Below are 19156 nucleotides of genomic sequence, written 5' to 3' on the forward strand. Positions count from 1 at the left end.
GCCGACGATGAAACAGGCGAGGCATCCCGCCGCGCTGCTGCTGTTCGCGTTCATGGCGACGCAGTTGACTGGTTGCGGCGACCGCGACGAACAGGAAGTGCGCCAGTGGATGAAGGAAGTGGACGCGACGACCCGCGTCGCCGTCAAGCCGCTGTCCGAGCCGAAAACGTTCGTGCCGTTTGCCTATGCGTCGGCCGAGGCGCCGGATCCATTCGACCCGAACAAGCTGGTGACCGAGCGCGCCGCCGCGCGCCCCGGCACCGGGGTGGCGCCGGACACGAACCGGCGCAAGGAACTGCTCGAAGGCTTCCCGCTCGACACGATGCACATGGTCGGCATGCTGAAGAAGGGCCGCACCGTGCTTGCACTGCTGCAGATCGACCGTTCGGTCTACCAGGTGCAGGCCGGCCAGCGGCTGGGCCAGAACTACGGCATCGTCACGTCGGTATCGGAAACCGCCGTGAACGTGAAGGAAACGGTACAGGATGCGAGCGGCGAATGGGTCGAGCGCATCGCCACGTTGGAACTGCAGGAAAGCAAGGAGAACCCCCAATGATCGCAATGGACACCGCGCGCCGCTTCGGCGCCGTGCTGGCAATCGCATCGACCTGCGCATTCGCCAGCATCCCGGCCCGCGCGCAGGCCGGCAATGCGATCGAATCCGTGAGCGCCAGCCGGCAGGGCGCGAACGTGATCGTGAAGATCGCGCTCGACCATGCACCCGCCGCGGCACCGGTGGGTTTCGCCACCGCGAACCCGCCCCGCATCGCACTCGATTTCGGCAAGACCAGCAATGGCACCGGGAAGACGGCGCAGGAGATCGAAATCGGCGACCTGCGCAGCGTGAACGCGGTGCAGGCGGGCGACCGCTCACGGCTCGTGTTCAACCTGAAGCGCGCGCTGAATTATGCGACGGTGGTGGATGGCAAGAACGTGATCCTGACGATCGAAGGATCGGGCGGCGTGGCCGCGGCGCTCGACGCGCGCGGCGTGCCCGCCGCCGCCCCGGCGGCCGCCAAGGCAGCCGGCAAGCCCGTGCTGCGGGCCGTCGATTTCCGCCGTGGTACGGGCGGCGAGGGGCGCATCGTCGTCGACCTGCCGAGCAACGCCGTGGCGGTCGACGTGAAGCAGAACCCAAAGGGCGTCACCATCGATTTCCTGAAGACGGGCCTGCCCGAAGCGCTGCGCCGCCGGCTGGACGTGACCGATTTCGGCACGCCGGTCACCCGCGTGACCACGGCGCCGCAGGGCGACAACGTGCGCCTGCAGGTGGAAGCCGCCGGCCTGTGGGAGCAGAACGTGTACCAGAGCGATACGCAGCTGGTGGTGGAAGTGAAGCCGATCAAGGAAGACCCGAACAAGCTGGTGCAGGGTACCCAGGGCTACCGCGGCGAGAAGGTGTCGTTCAACTTCCAGAACATCGAAGTGCGCGCCGCGCTGCAGGCGGTGGCCGACATCTCGGGCCTGAACATCGTTTCGTCCGACAGCGTGACGGGCGGCCTGACGCTGCACCTAAAGGAAGTACCGTGGGACCAGGCGCTGGACGTGATCCTGCAGGCCAAGGGCCTGGACATGCGCAAGAACGGCAACGTGATCTGGATCGCGCCGAAGGAAGAGCTGCTGACCAAGGAAAAGCTGGAACTGGAGCAGCGTGCCCAGATCGCCGACCTGGAACCGCTGAAATCCGAAATCTTCCAGCTCAATTACCAGAAGGCCGAGGCGTTCAAGATGGTGTTCGGGCTCGATGGCGCCAGCGATGCGAAGAACCGCATCCTGTCGCGCCGCGGCAGCGCGATCATCGAGCCGCGCACCAACCAGCTGTTCGTGACGGACATCCCGTCGCGGCTGGAGGAAGTGCGCAAGCTGATTTCCAAGACCGACATCGCCACCAGACAAGTGCTGATCGAGGCGCGTATCGTCGAAGCCAACGATGGCTTTACGCGCAACCTGGGCGCCAAGCTGGGCTTCTCGGACTTCAAGGGCACCGCCGGCGGCAACCATGCACTGGTGTCCGGCAACATGACGGGCGCCGGCCGGCTGACGGGGCAGGTGGTGTCGTCGGAAACGTCCAACGATTTCGTCAACAGCCAGTTCATCAACCTGCCGGCGGCGCCCATCAACGGGGTGGCGGCGGGCAGCCTGGCCGTGAGCCTGTTCAACTCGGCCGCGAACCGCTTCCTGAACCTGGAACTGTCGGCCCTGGAGGCGGACGGCACCGGCAAGATCATTTCCAGCCCGCGGGTGGTCACGGCCGACAAGTCGGTGGCCACGATCGAGCAGGGCTTGGAGCTGCCGTACCAGGTGGCCACCAGCAGCGGCGCCACGTCGATCGTGTTCCGCAAGGCCAACCTGCGCCTGGAAGTGATCCCGCAGATCACGCCGGACGGCAACGTGGTGATCGACGTGGACGTCAACAAGGACAGCGTCGGCGCCGAAACCCGCGCCGGCTTCGCGATCGACACGAAGCACGTGAAGACCCAGGTGATGGTGGAAAACGGCGGTACGGTCGTGCTGGGCGGCATCTACCAGCAGACCGAGCGCAACAACGTGTCGAAAGTGCCGCTGCTGGGCGACGTGCCCGTGCTCGGCCACCTGTTCAAAACCACCAGCCGCACCAGCGAAAAAACCGAGCTGCTGGTGTTCATCACGCCGAAGATCGTGGCCGACAAGCTGTCGTCGCGCTAAAGCATAACCGGTGGCATGAACCGGTGACAGGCTCCAGTCAAAACCGGTGACAGGCTCCAGTTATCCGGAAATATTCCTGGAAAACCGGTGTCTGTCACCGGTTTTCGGGAAATATTGCAGATCAATAGGAGCCTGTCACCGGTTTTCGGGGGCCATGCCGCGGCCGCCATGCTTGCCACTCGGATTACAATGGTGCGATACGCACTAATCTGATCCGCGATGCAAAATGTATTTTTGGTAGGACTGATGGGGGCCGGCAAGACGACGATCGGCCGCCTGCTCGCCCGCAAACTGGGGATGCGCTTCGTCGATTCCGATCACGAGATCGAGGAGCGCACCGGCGCCACGATCCCGTGGATCTTCGAGATCGAGGGGGAAGCCAGCTTCCGCCGCCGCGAGGCGGAAGTGATCCGCGACCTGTGCGGCCAGCAGGGCATCGTGCTGGCCACCGGCGGCGGCGCCATCCTGAATCCCGAATCGCGCGCACTGCTGCAGGAACACGGCACCGTGATCTACCTGCGCGCCAGCATCAGCAGCATCCTCGCCCGCACCGGCCACGACAAGAACAGGCCGCTGCTGCAGACCGCCGATCCACGCCGGAAACTCGAGGAATTGCTGGCCCAGCGCGACCCGCTGTACACCGCGATGGCGCGCCTCGTCGTCGATACGGGCCGGCCTAACGTACAATCGATGGTGCAGATCATCATCAACCAGCTCGACGCCCTGGCGTGCCAGGACGCTCCGAACTGTATTACGCGGGCACAGTCTTCCATGAACGAACAGACCAATATCCTCCTGAACGTCGACCTCGGCGAGCGCAGCTACCCGATCTCGATCGGCCCGGCCGTGCTCGACGATGCGGCCCTGCTGGCGCGCCACGTGAGCGGCCGGAAGGTGGCAATCGTCACCAACACGACCGTTGCGCCGCTGTACCTGGAGCGCCTGGCCGCGCCGCTGGCGGCGGCCGGCAAGGACGTGATTCCCGTGGTGCTGGAAGACGGCGAGGAATACAAGAACTGGTCCAGCCTGATGCAGATCTTCGATACGCTGCTGGCCCACAAGTGCGACCGCAAGACCACGCTGGTCGCGCTGGGCGGCGGCGTCATCGGCGACCTGACGGGCTATGCGGCCGCCTCGTACATGCGCGGCGTCGACTTCATCCAGGTGCCCACCACGCTGCTGTCGCAGGTCGATTCCTCGGTCGGCGGCAAGACCGGCATCAACCACCCGCTCGGCAAGAACATGATCGGCGCGTTCTACCAGCCGAAGGTGGTGCTGGCCGACACCTCCACGCTGGAAACGCTGCCGCAGCGCGAGCTGGCCGCCGGCCTGGCCGAAGTGATCAAGTACGGCCCGATCATCGACGAGCCGTTCTTCGACTGGATCGAGGCCAATATCGAGAAGCTGGTGGCCCGCGACCGCACCGCCCTGGCGTACGCGATTGCCCGCTCGTGCGAAATCAAGGCCGACGTGGTGCGGCAGGACGAGCGCGAAGGCGGCCTGCGCGCGATCCTCAATTTCGGCCACACCTTCGGCCACGCAATCGAGGCCGGCATGGGCTACGGCGCCTGGCTGCACGGCGAAGCCGTCGGCTGCGGCATGGTGATGGCGGCCGACCTGTCGCACCGGCTGGGCTACATCGATGCCGCCACGCTGGAGCGCATCCGCAGCGTCGTCGCCGCGGCCGGCCTGCCGGTCAAGGCGCCGGACCTGGGCATCGGCCGCTGGCTGGAGCTGATGGAAGTCGACAAGAAGAACGAGGGCGGCGACATCAAGTTCATCCTCATCAAACCGCTGGGCACGGCCATCGTGACGACGGCGCCGCACGAGGCGCTGCTGGCCACCCTCGCGGCCTGCGTGGAGTAAGCCATGGAAGAAGCGCTCGCTCCCTACGCCGCACATTCGGACAAGGGGCGCGGGCGCCGCTATGCCGAAACCGCGCACGCCTCGCGCAGCCAGTTCCAGCGCGACCGCGACCGCATCATCCACTGCACGGCGTTCCGCCGCCTCGAATACAAGACGCAGGTGTTCCTGAACCACGAGGGCGACCTGTTCCGCACGCGGCTCACGCACAGCCTGGAAGTGGCGCAGGTCGGCCGTTCGCTGGCGCGCAACCTGCGGCTGAACGAAGACCTGGTGGAAGCGATCGCGCTGGCGCACGACCTGGGCCACACGCCGTTCGGCCACGTCGGGCAGGATGTGCTGAACGACTGCATGAAGGAGCACGGCGGCTTTGAGCACAACCTGCAGAGCCTGCGCGTGGTCGACCACCTCGAGGAGCAGTACGGCGCCTTCGACGGGCTGAACCTGATGTTCGAGACGCGCGAGGGCATCCTCAAGCACTGCTCCGTCAACAACGCGCGGCAGCTCGGCGACGTGGCGCAGCGCTTCCTCGACAGGACACAACCGTCGCTGGAAGCGCAGCTGACGAACCTGGCCGACGAGATCGCCTACAACAGCCACGACATCGACGACGGCCTGCGCTCCGGCCTGATCACGATCGCGCAACTGGAGCAGGTGGATTTCTTTGCCCGGCTGTGGCGCGAGGTGCAGGACAAGTACCCGGGCCTGACGGGCCGCCGGGCCATCTACGAAACGCTGCGCCGGCTGATCACGGCGCTGGCGGACGACCTGATCGCCACGTCGCAGCAGCGCATCGCCGAGGCGAACCCGCAGAGCATCGACGACGTGCGCGCTGCGCCGCCGCTGATCCGTTTTTCCGACCCGATGCGCCAGGATGCGACGGAGCTGAAACGCTTCCTGCGCGAGAACTTGTACCGCCACTACAAGGTGAACCGGATGCGGCTGAAGGCCAGCCGCATGGTGCGCGAACTGTACGATGCGTTTACGGCCGATCCGCAGTTGCTGCCGCCGGATTACCGGGAACCGTCCGGCGACGCCACGAAACAGGCGCGGCGCATCGCCGACTACATCGCCGGCATGACGGACCGCTATGCGATCCATGTGCACCGGAAGCTGTATTCGCTGGAGGAACTCTGACCCGGCAGCGCCCCGTCAGAACATCCGTGCCTGCGCGTTCGCGCCCAGCAGCTCGACCAGCAGTTTCTTGACCGGCGCCGGCAGCGCCGCGTCCGCCACTCTTGCCGTGTCGAGCCACACGTAGCGGCCATCCGCCGCCAGCGGCGCACGCTGCGCCAGCGTGACCAGCATCGGCACGATCTGCAACCGGTAATGCGTAAACACGTGCGTGACCGTGTTCAGGCGCTCCCGCGATTCGACCGTGCCGAACGGCAGCAGCGCCTGCGCCACCGCGTCATCGTCGACCTGCGGATGGGCGTCATCGTCCGCCGCGACATGGCCGTCGACCTCGGGCAGCGACAGCAGGCCGCCCCAGATGCCGGCGCCGGGCCGCTGTTCCAGCAGCACGTGGCCATCGTGCACGGCAAGCAGCATGACCGTGTGTTTTTCCGGCGTCGCCTTCTTCGGCTTGCGCACCGGCAGCTCCCTGGTGCGCCCGGTGGCGAAGGCCACGCAGCGCGGCTGCATCGGGCAACGCGCGCAATCCGGGCTGCTGCGCGTGCACAGCGTGGCGCCCATGTCCATCAGGCCCTGCGTGTACGATTCGATGCCCTGCTCGGGCAGCAGCGCCTCGGCGCGGCGCCACATGGCTTCTTCCGTCCTGCGTTCGCCGGGGAAGGTGTCGATGCCGAACACTCGGGCAAACACCCGCTTGACGTTGCCGTCCATGATCGCGGCGCGCGCGCCGCCGGAGAACGCGGCGATCGCAGCGGCCGTCGAACGGCCGATGCCGGGCAGTTCGGCCAGCAGCGCCGGATCGGCCGGGAACACGCCGCCATATTCCGCCACCACGCGCTGCGCGCACTTGTGCAGGTTGCGGGCACGCGTGTAGTAACCCAGGCCGCTCCATTGCGCCATCACGTCCTCGACCGGCGCGGCCGCCAGGTCGTGCACGGTGGGGAAGCGTTCCAGGAAGCGCGAGTAATAGCCGAGTACCGCTGCCACCTGCGTCTGCTGCAGCATGATCTCGGAGAGCCAGATGCGGTAGGCATCGCGGGTGTTTTGCCACGGCAGCGTGTGCCGTCCGTGCTGCTGCTGCCACGCGATCAGCGCGGCCGAAAAAGTAGGGTCGTCGTACTGCAAAATTCTCTTTCCGAATCAATCCAATGCCGCGGGTTCCGCCTCGATGGCAGCCGCGATCGCGCCGGCCAGCGCGGCCAGCCGTTCCTTCTGCCGTTCGAGCGCCTGCTGCGTGCGCTCGAAGGCGTCGATTTTCTGTTCCAGCGTGTCGGCCGCATCGTGGATGCGGCCGATCGACGCCTGCCGGCCCTTCAACTGTTCGCGGTGCTGCCGGACCTGCGCCTCCAGCGGCGCCATGATCACCTTCAGCCAGCTTTCGCACTCCGCGTTGGCCGCCTTGAAGCAGCGCTTGACCTGCGAGGCGATCGTATCGAAGAAGCGTTCCATCAGCACGGCGCGGCTGGTGGTCAGCATCGCCGCGGTGCCGAACTGCTTCTGGTAGAGCAGCTCGATATCCGATACCTGGGCGCGGTACTTGGCCAGCGCGAACTGGGGCGGCGGCGGCAGCGCCACGCCATGCTCGGCGGAGAACTGCCGGTATACGGCTTCCATCGTGGTGCGGATTTCGACGGCCTTGCGGTCCGATTCTTCCAGTTCGGCCTGCACGCTGTCGAAGAACATGCGCACCGCCTCGCGCAGGCCGGCCGACCAGTGGCTGCGCGCCATCGCTTCGCGCACCTGCAATACGTGGTCGCGCAGCACGTCCATGCCCAGCGTTCCGTACAGCTCCGTCGACAGGCGCGTGAACGTGGTGCGCGCCGCCTGCATGCGGAACAGGCCCGCCTCGAATTCCTTTTTCTCGGCCTCGACACGGCGCACCATGTGGGCGATCACGTTCTGGTTCTTGCCGCGCAGGCTGTTCAGTTCATGCAGCTGTTCGGCGATGCCGCGCTGCTTCGCGGCCAGCATGGCGCCCTGCGCGCCGTTCAGCGCGCCCAGGTCTTCCGCCAGGCGCCGCCGCACGATGTCCCGCTTTGCCGGAATCAGTTCGCCGAACAGCGCCTGTTCCAGCCGGCCGACGCGGCTGCGCTCCAGCAGCGCGGCATCGCCGGTGATCTTCGCCACCAGCGCCTTGTGCGCGGAAACGGGGAACACCTGGCGCTCGTCGACGGCCAGCAGTTGCGCCGCGTGGGCACGCTGGCGGGCGATCTCGCCATCCACCTCCGCTTCCGAGCGCAGCGGGTCCCACATGCCGTCGATCTTGTTCAGTACCACCATGCGGCCGGCGCCCGCGCCGATGTGCTCGCGCCAGACTTCGATGTCGCTCTTCGTGACGCCGGTATCGGCGGCCAGGATGAACAGCACCGCGTGGGCATGCGGGATCAGGTTCAGCGTCAGTTCCGGCTCGGTGCCGATCGCGTTCAGGCCCGGCGTGTCGAGGATCACCAGGCCCTGCTTCAGGAGCGGGTGCGGGAAGTTGATGATCGCGTGGCGCCAGCGCGAGATTTCCACCATGCCCGCGTCGTCCACGGTGGCAGCCAGGTCGGGGTCGTCCGGGTCGTACAGGCCGTAGCGGCGCGCTTCGTCCACCGGCACCGCGCGGGTCTGGCTGACCTGGCGGAATGCCTCGTGCATGTCGGCCGCCGCGTCCACGTTCAGCGGCAGCACGGTCCAGGCGCGCGGGTCGTCGCGGTAGTCGCTGGTGGACAGGTTGGCGGCGCGCGTCTCGATCGGCAGCAGCCGGATCGAGGCCGGCTGCGCCGGGTCGTACAGCAGCTCGGTGGGGCACATCGTCGTGCGGCCGGCCGCGGACGGCAGGATGCGCTGGCCGTAATCGGCAAAGAAGATCGCGTTGATCAGCTCTGATTTACCGCGCGAGAATTCGGCCACGAAGGCAACCGACAGCTTGTCGTCGGCCAGCCGCGCCAGCGTGCGGTCGATGCGCTGGGCGGTGGCGGCATCGAGCAGCTCGGCCGCCTGCGCGCCGTCGCGGTAGGCACGCAGCGCCGCCGCCACGCCCTGGCGCCAGGCACTGTATTGTTCGAGATCGCGCATCATGGCTGTCGTTCCACCCTCATGGTCGGCTCACTCCAGGCAACGCATCGTTGACGGCTCATTTCTGGCAGTTCACGCAATAGAACGTGGAACGCTGCCCCTGCTTGATCTGCCGGATCGGCGCGCCGCACACGCGGCACGGCAGGCCGGTGCGGTCGTACACGAAGTAGGACTGCTGGAAGTAGCCCGACTGCCCGTTGACCGCGATGAAGTCGCGCAGCGTGCTGCCGCCCTGCACGATCGCCTCGGCCAGCACGTCGCGGATCGCCTGCGCCAGCTTGTCGTAGCGCGCGCGGCCGATGCGGCCGGCCGGCGTCTTCGGGTTGATCCCCGCGCGAAACAGGCTTTCCGAGCAGTAGATGTTGCCGACGCCGACCACGATGTCGCCGGCCAGCAGGGCGGACTTCACCGCCACGCTGCGCCCGCGGGTTTTCCGGTACAGCAGCTCGCCCGTGAAGCCGGGCGCCAGCGGTTCCACGCCCAGCCCGCGCAGCAGCATGTGCGAATCCAGCTCGCCTTCCTCCTTCGGGTGCCACAGCACGGCACCGAAGCGGCGCGGATCCGTCATGCGCAGCACCTGCGGCCCCTGCGGGCCGTCCACCACCAGGTCGAAGTGATCGTGCTTCTGCGCCGGCACGTCCGGCGGCAGCACGCGCAGGTGGCCGCTCATGCCCAGGTGGATGATCAGCGTGCCGTGTTCGAATTCCACCAGCAGGTACTTGCCGCGGCGGCCCGTCGCGGCCACCGTGCGGTCGGCCAGGATCTCCGGCAGCAGGGCAGGGAAGGGCCAGCGCAGGCCGGCGCGGCGCAGCACCACCTCGCGCACGGCGCGGCCTTCGATATGGGGCGCGACACCGCGCCGGGTAACTTCGACTTCCGGTAGTTCTGGCATAGGAGCGGGTGGAGAATCGGGCGATAGTTTGGCTGTACTGCTGGTAAGCCTGCGCGTTACACGTGCAAAGCCGCGCGGGCGATGGGTTGGGCGTAGAATCAGGCTTTGACCCGACCTGGATGCAAGCCTTGAAATACGCACTCGCCATTGTAACCCTCTCGGCCCTGCTGTCCGCGTGCGCTGTTGCGCCACAAAAACAGGCCGGTGGCGACGCCACCGACCCCACCGCGGCCACGCCGGCGCTGCCGGCCGCCACCGCGGCAGGGGACGGCGAACCCGGTGCCGATGCCATTGCCGCCACCCTGCAGCACGAGGAAAAGCTGCCCGCCGTCGAACTCACCAGCGACCTGTTCTACAAGCTCACCAAGGCCGAACTGGATTTCAAGCGGGGCCAGTGGCAAAGCGCCTACGTGTCGATGATGGTGCTGGCGCAGCAGACCCGCGACCCGCGCCTGGCGCGCCGTTCGGCCGAAATGGCGCTGGCGGCCAAGCAGGGCAACGAGGCACTGGCCGCGATCCGCCTGTGGCGCGAACTGGCGCCCGATTCGGATGAGGCGGTGCAGTATTTCCTGGGCTTTTCCGTGCTGGGCGACGACCTGTCCGAGTCCGAGCAGGTGTTCGCACAGCGCCTGGCGGCCGCGCCGGCCGAGGCGCGCGGCCTAACGATGTTCCAGATGCAGCAGTACCTGCTGCGCGCCAAAGACAAGGCCGCGGCGTTCGCGCTGATGGAGCGGGTGCTCGCTCCCTATGGCGCCACGATGGAGAGCCACCTGGTGCTGGCCCAGGCCGCGTATGCGGCCGAGGATCGCGATCGCGCGATGGCGGAGGCGAAACGCGCGCTGGAACTGAAGCCCGATTCGGAACTGTCCGTGCTGACCCTGGCGCAGGTGATGGGCAATGCCGATGCGGCCGGCCAGCTGTTCGCCGGTTTCCTGAAGAAGAACCCGGGCGCGCGCGAGGTGCGCTCCGCATACGCGCGCCTGTTGGTGGAGCAGAAGCGCTACGACGTGGCACGCGCCCAGTTCGGGCAGATGCTGAAGGATGAGCCGGACAATCCCGGCACGCTGTACGCGCTGGGCATCATGTCTCTCCAGGCCGGCGACCAGAAGGCCGCCGGGGAATACCTGCGCCGCTTCGTGGCCGTGCTGGGCGAGAGCGACGATCCCGAACGCGACCCGTCGAAGGGCCTGATGCTGCTGGCGCAGATCGCCGAGGAGCAGGGCGATTTCGACGGCGCGCTGGGCTGGCTCGACAAGGTCAGCAGCGAGGACCCGCGGCTGTACATGACGTCGCGCCTGAAGCGTGCGCACCTGACGGCGAAGAAGGGAGAACTGGAACGGGCCCGCACCATGCTGCACGAGATTGCCGCCGTCGATCCCGCCGAACAGGCCGAAGTGCTGCAGACCGAAGGCCAGCTGCTGCGCGACGCCGGCCGCGGCGCCGAAGCCTACACGCTGCTGGCCGATGCCGTGCAGCGCTTCCCGGACAGCCCCGATCTGCTGTACGACTTCGCGCTGGCCGCCGAAAAGCAGGACAAGCCGGAGGAAATGGAAGCGGCGCTGCGCAAGGTGATGGCGGCGGTGCCCGACAATCACCACGCCTACAACGCGCTCGGCTACTCGCTGGCCGAGCGCAACGTGCGCCTCGACGAAGCCCAGGCGCTGGTCGCCAAGGCCCTCGCCATGGCGCCGAACGATCCGTACATCATGGATTCGATGGGTTGGGTACAGTTCCGCCAGGGCCGGCTGGAAGAAGCCGAAGCCACGCTGCGCAACGCCTATGCGCTGCGCAGCGATGCCGAGATCGCCGTGCACCTGGGCGAAGTGCTGTGGCAGCGCGGCAAGCGCGAAGAGGCACAGAAGCTGTGGCGCGAAGCGCGCGCCAAGGACCCGAAGAACGACGTGCTGCGCGATACGCTGGCGCGGCTGAATACCAGTCTGTAGTCAACGACAATAAGCAACGACAACAAGCAACGACAATAAGCAACGACAATAAGCAACGACAACAAGCAACGACAATCACCAATGACAAGGACCGCATGACCAAGGCCTGTTCCGCCCTCCATCTCACCCGCCATTTCGCCGTCATGACCTGCGCCGCCGTGCTGCTGGCCGGCTGCGCCACCGGACCGCAAGCCCCGCTGTCCACCGCCGCCGTGGCACCCTATGCCGATACGGTGGAACTCGACGGCCGCCTGTCCGTCAACTACCTGCGCGACGGCAAGCAGGAATCGATTTCCGGCAAGTTCGCCTGGCGCCAGCGCGCCGCGCGCACCGACGTGACACTGGCCTCCCCGCTGGGGCAGACGATCGCCACGATCGCTGTCACGCCCGGTGAAGCCATCCTGACAGAGGGCAACAAGCCGCCGCGCAGCGCCGCCGACGTCGACACGCTGACGGCGCAGGTGCTCGGCTGGCCGCTGCCCGTGTCCGGCCTGCGCGACTGGCTGCAAGGCTACGCGGTGGCCGCGGATGGCCGGCGCTTCGCCGCCAGCCCGGCGCAGCCGAAGGTAACCACGCGCGATGGCTGGGAACTCGAATTCGTGTCGTGGCAGGAAGGCGCGACGCCGCCGAAGCCGCGCCGCATCGATGCCAGCCGCGGTGCCGGCGGCGACGTCGAGCGCGTCGACATCCGCATCGTGATCGACGGGGCGGCCGCGCCATGAATGACCTGATAAAGGGGCTGGCAAACTGCCCGGCACCTGCCAAGCTGAACCTGTTCCTGCACGTGACAGGCCGCCGGCCGGACGGCTACCACCTGCTGCAGTCGGTCTTCCAGCTGATCGACCGCTGCGACACGCTTGATTTCACGCTGCGCGGCGACAAGCAGATCCGCCGTGCAACCGACATTCCCGGCGTGCCGGAAGAGCAGGACCTGGTCATCCGCGCGGCCCGCCTGCTGCAGGCCGAGGTGCTGCGCCGCACGGGCGCGCTGCCGTCGGGCGTGGACATCGCGCTGCACAAGACCCTGCCGATGGGCGGCGGCCTGGGCGGCGGCTCGTCCGACGCCGCCACCACGCTGCTGGCGCTGAACCGCCTGTGGAACGCCGGGCTGTCGAAACAGCAGCTGATGGACCTGGGCCTGCCGCTGGGCGCCGATATCCCGTTCTTCCTGTTCGGCGAAACGGCGTTTGTCGAAGGCGTCGGCGAGGCGCTGCAAGCCGTTGCCGGCCCCGACTGTTGGTATGTCGTCATCGAACCGGGTGTGCAGGTGCCGACTGCGCACATTTTTACGTCGGAGCAATTGACAAGGGACACAGCCGCCGTCATAATCTCGGACTTTTCCAGGCACTACGCACTTCAGAGCAGTGAATTGCGGCAGTTTGGAAGAAACGATTTGCAACAAGTGGCCACCCGCTTGTTCCCGCCGGTAGCACAGGCGGTGGAATGGCTGGGGGCTTACGGCGATGCCAGGATGACTGGCTCCGGTGCATGCGTGTTCTGCGCGTTTCACAGCGAAGAACAGGCCGATGCGGTGCTTGCGGAATTTTCGCGACAGGCACCAGCCACCTGGAAGGGGTGGAAAGCAAAGGCGCTCGGCAGGCACCCGCTGGCACTTTAAACGGTGTGAAAGTTGCGAAGCGTAAAAAGATTTGGTGTTACGTCGTTTTGCTAGTATAATGCTCGCCATCTGACGAAACACAGTCAGTCAAGCGTAGGGGAATCGCCAAGCTGGTTAAGGCACCGGATTTTGATTCCGGCATACCAAGGTTCGAATCCTTGTTCCCCTGCCACCAATTCCTTGGGTCTGTCGACGCGAGAGGCTCCAGACCCAAGAAAAACAAAAAAATGCCCCTGCTCAGCCGGGGCTTTTTTATTCAGACGCCGATTTTTTTTTGTTTTTGTATCGGTGGTATTTCAAGTCAAAGCTTACCTTCCTGGGACTCCCATGGCTTACGAAAACCTGATGGTTTTTACCGGCAACGCTAATCCTGCGTTGGCAGAAGGGGTCGCGAAAAATCTCGGCATCCCCCTCGGCAAAGCGGTCGTTTCGAAATTCTCGGACGGCGAAGTAATGGTCGAAATTAACGAAAACGTCCGCGGTAAAGACGTGTTCGTGCTGCAGTCGACCTGCGCTCCCACCAACGACAGCCTGATGGAACTGATCCTGATGGTCGATGCCCTGAAACGCGCATCCGCTGGCCGCATCACGGCCGCCATCCCTTACTTTGGCTACGCCCGCCAGGATCGCCGCCCGCGTTCCGCCCGCGTTGCGATCTCGGCCAAGGTTGTCGCCAACATGCTGGAAGAAGCCGGTGTCGAGCGCGTCCTGATCATGGACCTGCACGCCGACCAGATCCAGGGTTTCTTCGATATTCCCGTCGATAACATCTACGCATCGCCGATCCTGCTGGGCGACCTGCAGAAGAAGGATCACCAGGACCTGCTGGTGGTTTCGCCCGACGTCGGCGGCGTGGTGCGCGCCCGCGCGCTGGCCAAGCGCCTCGGCTGCGACCTGGCGATCATCGACAAGCGCCGCCCGAAAGCCAACGTTTCCGAAGTGATGAACATCATCGGCGACGTGGAAGGCCGTAACTGCGTGATCATGGACGACATGGTCGACACCGCCGGCACGCTGGTGAAAGCCGCCGAAGTGCTGAAGGAACGCGGCGCCAAGAAAGTCATCGCGTATTGCACGCACCCGGTGCTGTCCGGCCCGGCGATCGACCGCATCACCAATTCGTCGCTGGACGAACTGGTGGTGACGGACACGATTCCGCTGTCCGACGCCGGCAAGGCTTGCGGCAAGATCCGCCAGCTGACCTGTGCCCCGCTGCTGGCTGAAACGTTCAAGCGCATCATCAAGGGCGATTCCGTGATCTCCCTGTTCGTCGACTGATTTATTTCGGCGGGCGATTCAATTCCAGGCGGCGTCGCTGACAGTCAGCGGCGCCGCCAAAGTTTTATCCGGCAGCGATGATTTATCGCTGCCGGTTTTCGGAGCTTCCTGGTCGCGGGAGGCTTCATAACAACGGGGTGATATTCATCCCGGCTCTTCTTGGAGTATCAAATGAAAGTTGTTGCATTCAAACGCGAACTGCAGGGCACGGGTGCGAGCCGCCGCCTGCGTATTTCCGGCCAGACCCCTGGCATCATCTACGGCGGCACCGAAGCCCCGGTGACGATCGCCCTGGACCACAACGCGCTGTACCACGCGCTGAAGAAAGAAGCCTTCCACGGCGCCGTGCTGGACCTGGAAATCGACGGCAAAGTACAGAAAGTGCTGCTGCGCGACTTCCAGATGCACGCATACAAGCAACTGGTCCTGCACGCTGACTTCCAGCGCGTCGACGCAAACCAGCCGGTGCACGTCAAAGTGGCACTGCACTTCGAAAACGCTGAAGTCTCCCCGGCAGTCAAACTGCACGGCGCGACCATCAGCCACGTGACCAACGAGATCGAAGTTTCCTGCCTGCCGGGCAACCTGCCTGAGTTCATCACCGTCGACCTGACGAACATGGACGTCGGCACCTCGCTGCACGCATCGAACCTGACGCTGCCGGAAGGCGTGACGCTGATCACCCACGGTTCCGACCTGACGATCGCTACCGCATCGGTACCGGCCGGCCAAGTGTCCGCCGACGCTGCTGCGACCGAAGAGAAGAAGTAATCCTCTTCCGCATCGGAAAGACCCGCTCCGGCGGGTTTTTTTTCGCCAATGTTTCCCCAAAAATGGGGACGGACCCTGTTTTTGAGGAAATTTTTGCGCTGGCGGGTGCCCGGATCCGCCACTCGTTGTGCACAGGGGTACAGCTTCTCCGCCATCGTGTCCGGGGATGGGCTGCCATTTGTTTCCCAGAAAACAGGGTCCGTCCCCATTTTTCGAGCAACTTTCCTGGGCAGCGCTTCTGTTTCCCACGCAACTCCGCGATAATCCGCCTTTTCCATCTATCCAGCGCGCCATGACCATCCGCCTGATCGTCGGCCTCGGCAACCCCGGCCCCGAATACGAGCAAACCCGCCACAATGCCGGCTTCTGGCTGGTCGACAACCTCGCCGGCGGCCGCCTGCAGCGCGAAAGCCGCTTCAATGCGCTGGCCACGAAGACGTCGATCGGCGGCAGCGAGGTGTGGCTGCTGGAGCCGCAAACGTACATGAACCGCTCGGGCCAGTCGGTCGGCGGCCTGGCGCGCTTCTTCAAGATCAATCCTGACGAGATCCTCGTCGTCCACGACGAGCTCGACTTGCCGCCCGGCGTCGCCAAGCTGAAGAAGGGCGGTTCGTCCGGCGGCCACAACGGCCTGAAGGACATCACCGCCGCCCTCGGCACGCAGGATTACTGGCGGCTGCGCATTGGGATCGGCCACCCGCGCACGCTGAACCTGGCGCAGAACGTGGCCGATTTCGTGCTGCACCGCCCGCGCCGCGAGGAACAGCTGCTGATCGACGAAGCGGTCCAGAAAAGCCTGAACGTCATTCCGCTCGCCGTCGCCGGCAAGATGGCGCAGGCGACGATGGAACTGCACAGCGCCTGACCTGCCCGGGGCGTCTCCAAGGCCCAACGCGGCAGCCGCGACGGGGCCTTGGCGGCCACCTGACAGGGCGCCGCCACTGGCTTGCGGCGCTATAATGCAACTATCTTCCCCACCGCGCACAGCATTGCCGGCGGCGGCATTACATATTTCACAAGGAATTCCATGAGTCTCAAATGCGGCATCGTCGGCTTGCCCAACGTCGGCAAGTCCACCCTCTTCAATGCGCTGACCAAGGCCGGTATCCCCGCCGAAAACTACCCGTTCTGCACGATCGAACCGAACGTGGGCGTGGTCGAGGTGCCGGATCCGCGCCTGAAGCAGCTGGCCGACATCGTCAAGCCCGAACGCATCGTCAATGCGATCGTGGAATTCGTCGACATCGCCGGCCTGGTGGCCGGCGCGTCGCAGGGCGAGGGACTGGGCAACCAGTTCCTGGCCCACATCCGCGAGACCGACGCCATCGTCAACGTGGTGCGCTGCTTCGAAGATGAAAACGTGATCCACGTGGCCGGCAAGGTCAGCCCGCTGGACGATATCGCCGTGATCCAGACCGAACTGGCGCTGGCGGACATGAGCACGGTCGAGAAAACCATCCACCGCGAAAACAAGAAGGCCCGCTCCGGCGACAAGGAAGCCGCCAAACTGGTGACGCTGCTGGAAAAAGTGCTGCCGGCGCTGAACGACGCCAAGCCGGTGCGCGCGCTGGGCCTGTCCGATGAGGAAATGGCGCTGATCAAGCCGCTGTGCCTGATCACGGCGAAGCCGGCGATGTACGTGGCCAACGTGTCCGACACGGGCTTCAAGAACAACCCGCTGCTCGACCAGCTGACCGACTACGCGACATCGCAGAATGCGCCGATCGTGGCGATCTGCGCCGCGATCGAAGCGGAAATCGCCGACCTCGACGACGCCGACAAGACCGAGTTCCTGGCCGACATGGGCATGGACGAGCCGGGCCTGGACCGCCTGATCCGCGCCGGCTTCAAGCTGCTGGGCCTGCAGACCTACTTCACCGCCGGCGTGAAGGAAGTGCGCGCCTGGACGATCCACGTGGGCGACACCGCCCCGCAGGCCGCCGGCGTGATCCACACCGACTTCGAACGCGGCTTCATCCGCGCGCAGACCATCGCGTTCGACGACTTCATCGCATTCAAGGGCGAAGCCGGCGCCAAGGAAGCGGGCAAGATGCGCGCCGAAGGCAAGGAATACGTGGTGAAGGATGGCGATGTGCTGAACTTCCTGTTCAACGTGTAAGGATGCGGTTGGAATCTGCGGATTCCGATGCGCTCCAGGAACCCCGGCATTCCCTGTGAAGCCGGGGTTTTTCACTTTTCGGCACCCTGTCGCGCGTGGCATTGGTCCCCCGGCACTCAAGTAGAATGCAGCTCATTCCGCGCACCCCGCGACGCATTCGAGGAAGCCCATGACCATCAAGCCGTCTTCAGCAAGTTTCGACAACTTCGGCCAGCAAAACGCTGCCCAGCATCGCGAACTGGGGCACTACGTTGCCAATGACGCGACCTTTCCCACGGCGTATCTCAGGGCGGTGGCGGCCATCGCCAGCTCGGACGGCATTCTCAACGTTGCCGATTTCAATGCCCTGAACGATGTGGCGGCGCTGATGAACGATTCGGCGCTGGCGCGGGTGGTATTGCTGGAATGTGTCGAACATCCGCTGAACTGGAAAACCGCCTTCGATGACCTTCACGCAGCCTCCGCCGGCATCGACCAGGCGACCGCCGCCGAGGCGTTCGAGGCGGCCCGTGCGCTGCTGTCGATCCAGGGTACGCGCAGCAGGGAGATGGCGGCCAGTTTCGCCGAAGCGCTGCGCTATCAAGTCCGCCCCGGCGAGCTCGAAGCATTTCCGGCGAACGAGCAAAGCCTGTGGAGCAAGGTGAGCCTGGGCTCGGTGCGCATGCTCAAGGGACGCAAGTATGCGGACCTGGCCGACCTGTGCGTTCGCGCCACCGGCGATGTGGCGCTGGCGGGTGCGGTACTCGAATGCGAGCAGGGAACGCTGGACAAGGCGGAACTTTCCCGGCGGATGACCGCGGCGTGCGCGCGCGTCAGCCAGGAGATTTCGGCATTCAACGACCGTATCGCGGATTTCGAAAGCTCCAGCGATACCGCCGCCGCTTTTCTCGCATCGGCCCACGGGCTGCAAAAGCAGGTCGGCCAGCGCCTTGCTGTCGCCGATGCACGCATTGCGCTCGAACGTGAAACGTTCGACGAAGACCTGGAGGAGTCCATCCACGACGCGGGCAATGCGTTCGAGCGCGAGGTCGTGGATCGCCTCAATACCGATCAGTGGAAACGCGCGGCGACGTGGGAGAGCATCGCCAAATCCACGTTCGGCAAGGAACTCGAACGCAGGGTGAACCGGGTCATCTCCCGCCGCGAACGATCGCTTCAACTGCTCCATGAAGACCTGCGGCTGTTCCAGGAAGAGATGGCCTTGTCGCGCAGCACGATCCTGAAGCGGCTGCATCACACCGAACTGGCCGGCGCCGCGCCGGCGCTGCGCTGGGGAACGCGCCTCAGGAACGGCGCCGAGGATGCGACCAACATGACGCTGAAGGTTGGCGGCGCGGCCGCCATCGGCACAGGCGCGGCCGCCTATTTCCTGGGCGCCGCCGCGGTGATGCCGGTGATCGCGCCGGTGGCGCCCATCGTCGGCGGCGCGCTGCTCGTCGCGGGTGTGTTCAAGTGGATGATGAATCCCGCGGAGCGGAAGCTGGACGAAGTGGGCCACCAGCGCGAGATGTTTGAAAAGGCGTTTCGCGAGCAGCTGGAGGCAGCGCGCCGGGAATTGGGCGCACAGCTCGATGCCACCTCGCAGCAGTTCCACCAGGCCGCCGAGCGGATGGTGCAGCCGGTGATCCTGGAAGCCCAGGCCGCCGACCGCCTGGCCACGCTGCACCTCAAGATGGCGCGCAGGCTGAACGACCATTCGCAGAAGGCGCTGGCCGAGATGCTCGCGGCGCTTCCGGACTGACGCAGCGGTATTGCCTGGGCTGCCGGAAGCGATGCTATTGAATACGATGTGATAA

General features: G+C 65.5%; 15 protein-coding genes and 1 tRNA gene. 13 read left to right on the forward strand and 3 right to left on the reverse strand.

From position 1 onward, the window contains the following. The first annotated feature begins 7 nt into the window (after nt 1-7). The 4 genes from FHS02_RS18185 to FHS02_RS18200 all read left to right on the forward strand — a co-directional run bounded on the left by FHS02_RS18185 (nt 8) and on the right by FHS02_RS18200 (nt 5685). Nucleotides 8-556, forward strand: a complete 549-nt coding sequence (locus tag FHS02_RS18185; protein ID WP_137315769.1) for a pilus assembly protein PilP — start codon at nt 8-10, stop codon at nt 554-556. Then, nucleotides 553-2685, forward strand: coding sequence for a type IV pilus secretin PilQ (locus FHS02_RS18190; protein ID WP_229422314.1), 2133 nt, complete (start codon nt 553-555; stop codon nt 2683-2685). The genes FHS02_RS18185 and FHS02_RS18190 overlap by 4 nt, the downstream gene beginning before the upstream one ends. A 246-nt stretch (nt 2686-2931) precedes the next feature. Further along, entirely contained in the window at nt 2932-4551 is a 1620-nt protein-coding gene (gene aroKB / locus FHS02_RS18195; protein ID WP_307722210.1) for a bifunctional shikimate kinase/3-dehydroquinate synthase AroKB, read from the forward strand. Between the two features lie 3 nt (nt 4552-4554). Continuing rightward, a complete protein-coding gene (locus FHS02_RS18200) occupies nt 4555-5685 on the forward strand; it encodes a deoxyguanosinetriphosphate triphosphohydrolase (protein WP_137315771.1) in 1131 nt (376 codons plus the stop codon). A gap of 15 nt (nt 5686-5700) precedes the next feature. On the opposite strand, the gene mutY is transcribed toward FHS02_RS18200, so the two are convergent. From mutY to mutM, 3 genes are read right to left on the reverse strand one after another with little or no spacing between them, the layout of a single operon-like run. After that, nucleotides 5701-6807, reverse strand: coding sequence for an A/G-specific adenine glycosylase (mutY, locus tag FHS02_RS18205; protein ID WP_221403893.1), 1107 nt, complete (start codon nt 6805-6807; stop codon nt 5701-5703). Between the two features lie 15 nt (nt 6808-6822). Continuing rightward, nucleotides 6823-8742, reverse strand: a complete 1920-nt coding sequence (locus tag FHS02_RS18210) for a dynamin family protein (RefSeq protein WP_137315773.1) — start codon at nt 8740-8742, stop codon at nt 6823-6825. A 55-nt stretch (nt 8743-8797) separates the two neighbouring features. Continuing rightward, entirely contained in the window at nt 8798-9631 is an 834-nt protein-coding gene (mutM, locus tag FHS02_RS18215) for a bifunctional DNA-formamidopyrimidine glycosylase/DNA-(apurinic or apyrimidinic site) lyase (RefSeq protein WP_137315774.1), read from the reverse strand. 119 nt (nt 9632-9750) lie between these two features. Between mutM and FHS02_RS18220 the strand changes: the two genes are divergently transcribed. From FHS02_RS18220 to FHS02_RS18260, 9 genes are all read left to right on the forward strand, one after another. Continuing rightward, nucleotides 9751-11574 (forward strand): tetratricopeptide repeat protein, encoded by a 1824-nt coding sequence (locus FHS02_RS18220; protein WP_137315775.1) that lies wholly within the window; start codon nt 9751-9753, stop codon nt 11572-11574. 95 nt (nt 11575-11669) lie between these two features. Continuing rightward, a complete protein-coding gene (locus tag FHS02_RS18225) occupies nt 11670-12296 on the forward strand; it encodes an outer membrane lipoprotein LolB (protein ID WP_175424896.1) in 627 nt (208 codons plus the stop codon). After that, nucleotides 12293-13192, forward strand: a complete 900-nt coding sequence (gene ispE, locus FHS02_RS18230; protein ID WP_221403894.1) for a 4-(cytidine 5'-diphospho)-2-C-methyl-D-erythritol kinase — start codon at nt 12293-12295, stop codon at nt 13190-13192. The genes FHS02_RS18225 and ispE overlap by 4 nt, the downstream gene beginning before the upstream one ends. 95 nt (nt 13193-13287) lie before the next feature. After that, nucleotides 13288-13364: transfer RNA gene (locus tag FHS02_RS18235), tRNA-Gln, on the forward strand. 155 nt (nt 13365-13519) lie between these two features. Continuing rightward, the gene (locus FHS02_RS18240; RefSeq protein WP_137315776.1) at nt 13520-14470 is read left to right on the forward strand and encodes a ribose-phosphate pyrophosphokinase; all 951 of its coding nucleotides are present in this window, start codon (nt 13520-13522) and stop codon (nt 14468-14470) included. Between the two features lie 171 nt (nt 14471-14641). Beyond that, nucleotides 14642-15241: a 50S ribosomal protein L25/general stress protein Ctc gene (locus FHS02_RS18245; RefSeq protein ID WP_137315777.1), complete on the forward strand. Its 600-nt coding sequence runs from the start codon at nt 14642-14644 to the stop codon at nt 15239-15241. Nucleotides 15242-15533: 292 nt separating this feature from the next. Then, complete coding sequence (gene pth / locus FHS02_RS18250) at nt 15534-16106, forward strand: aminoacyl-tRNA hydrolase (RefSeq protein ID WP_137315778.1); 573 nt, start codon at nt 15534-15536, stop codon at nt 16104-16106. A gap of 162 nt (nt 16107-16268) precedes the next feature. Continuing rightward, nucleotides 16269-17360: a redox-regulated ATPase YchF gene (gene ychF / locus FHS02_RS18255; RefSeq protein WP_137315779.1), complete on the forward strand. Its 1092-nt coding sequence runs from the start codon at nt 16269-16271 to the stop codon at nt 17358-17360. Between the two features lie 169 nt (nt 17361-17529). After that, nucleotides 17530-19101, forward strand: coding sequence for a hypothetical protein (locus FHS02_RS18260; protein WP_137315780.1), 1572 nt, complete (start codon nt 17530-17532; stop codon nt 19099-19101). Nucleotides 19102-19156 lie beyond the last annotated feature (55 nt).

Origin of the sequence: Pseudoduganella umbonata (assembly GCF_014192225.1) — a bacterium.
Lineage (GTDB): Bacteria > Pseudomonadota > Gammaproteobacteria > Burkholderiales > Burkholderiaceae_D > Rugamonas > Rugamonas umbonata.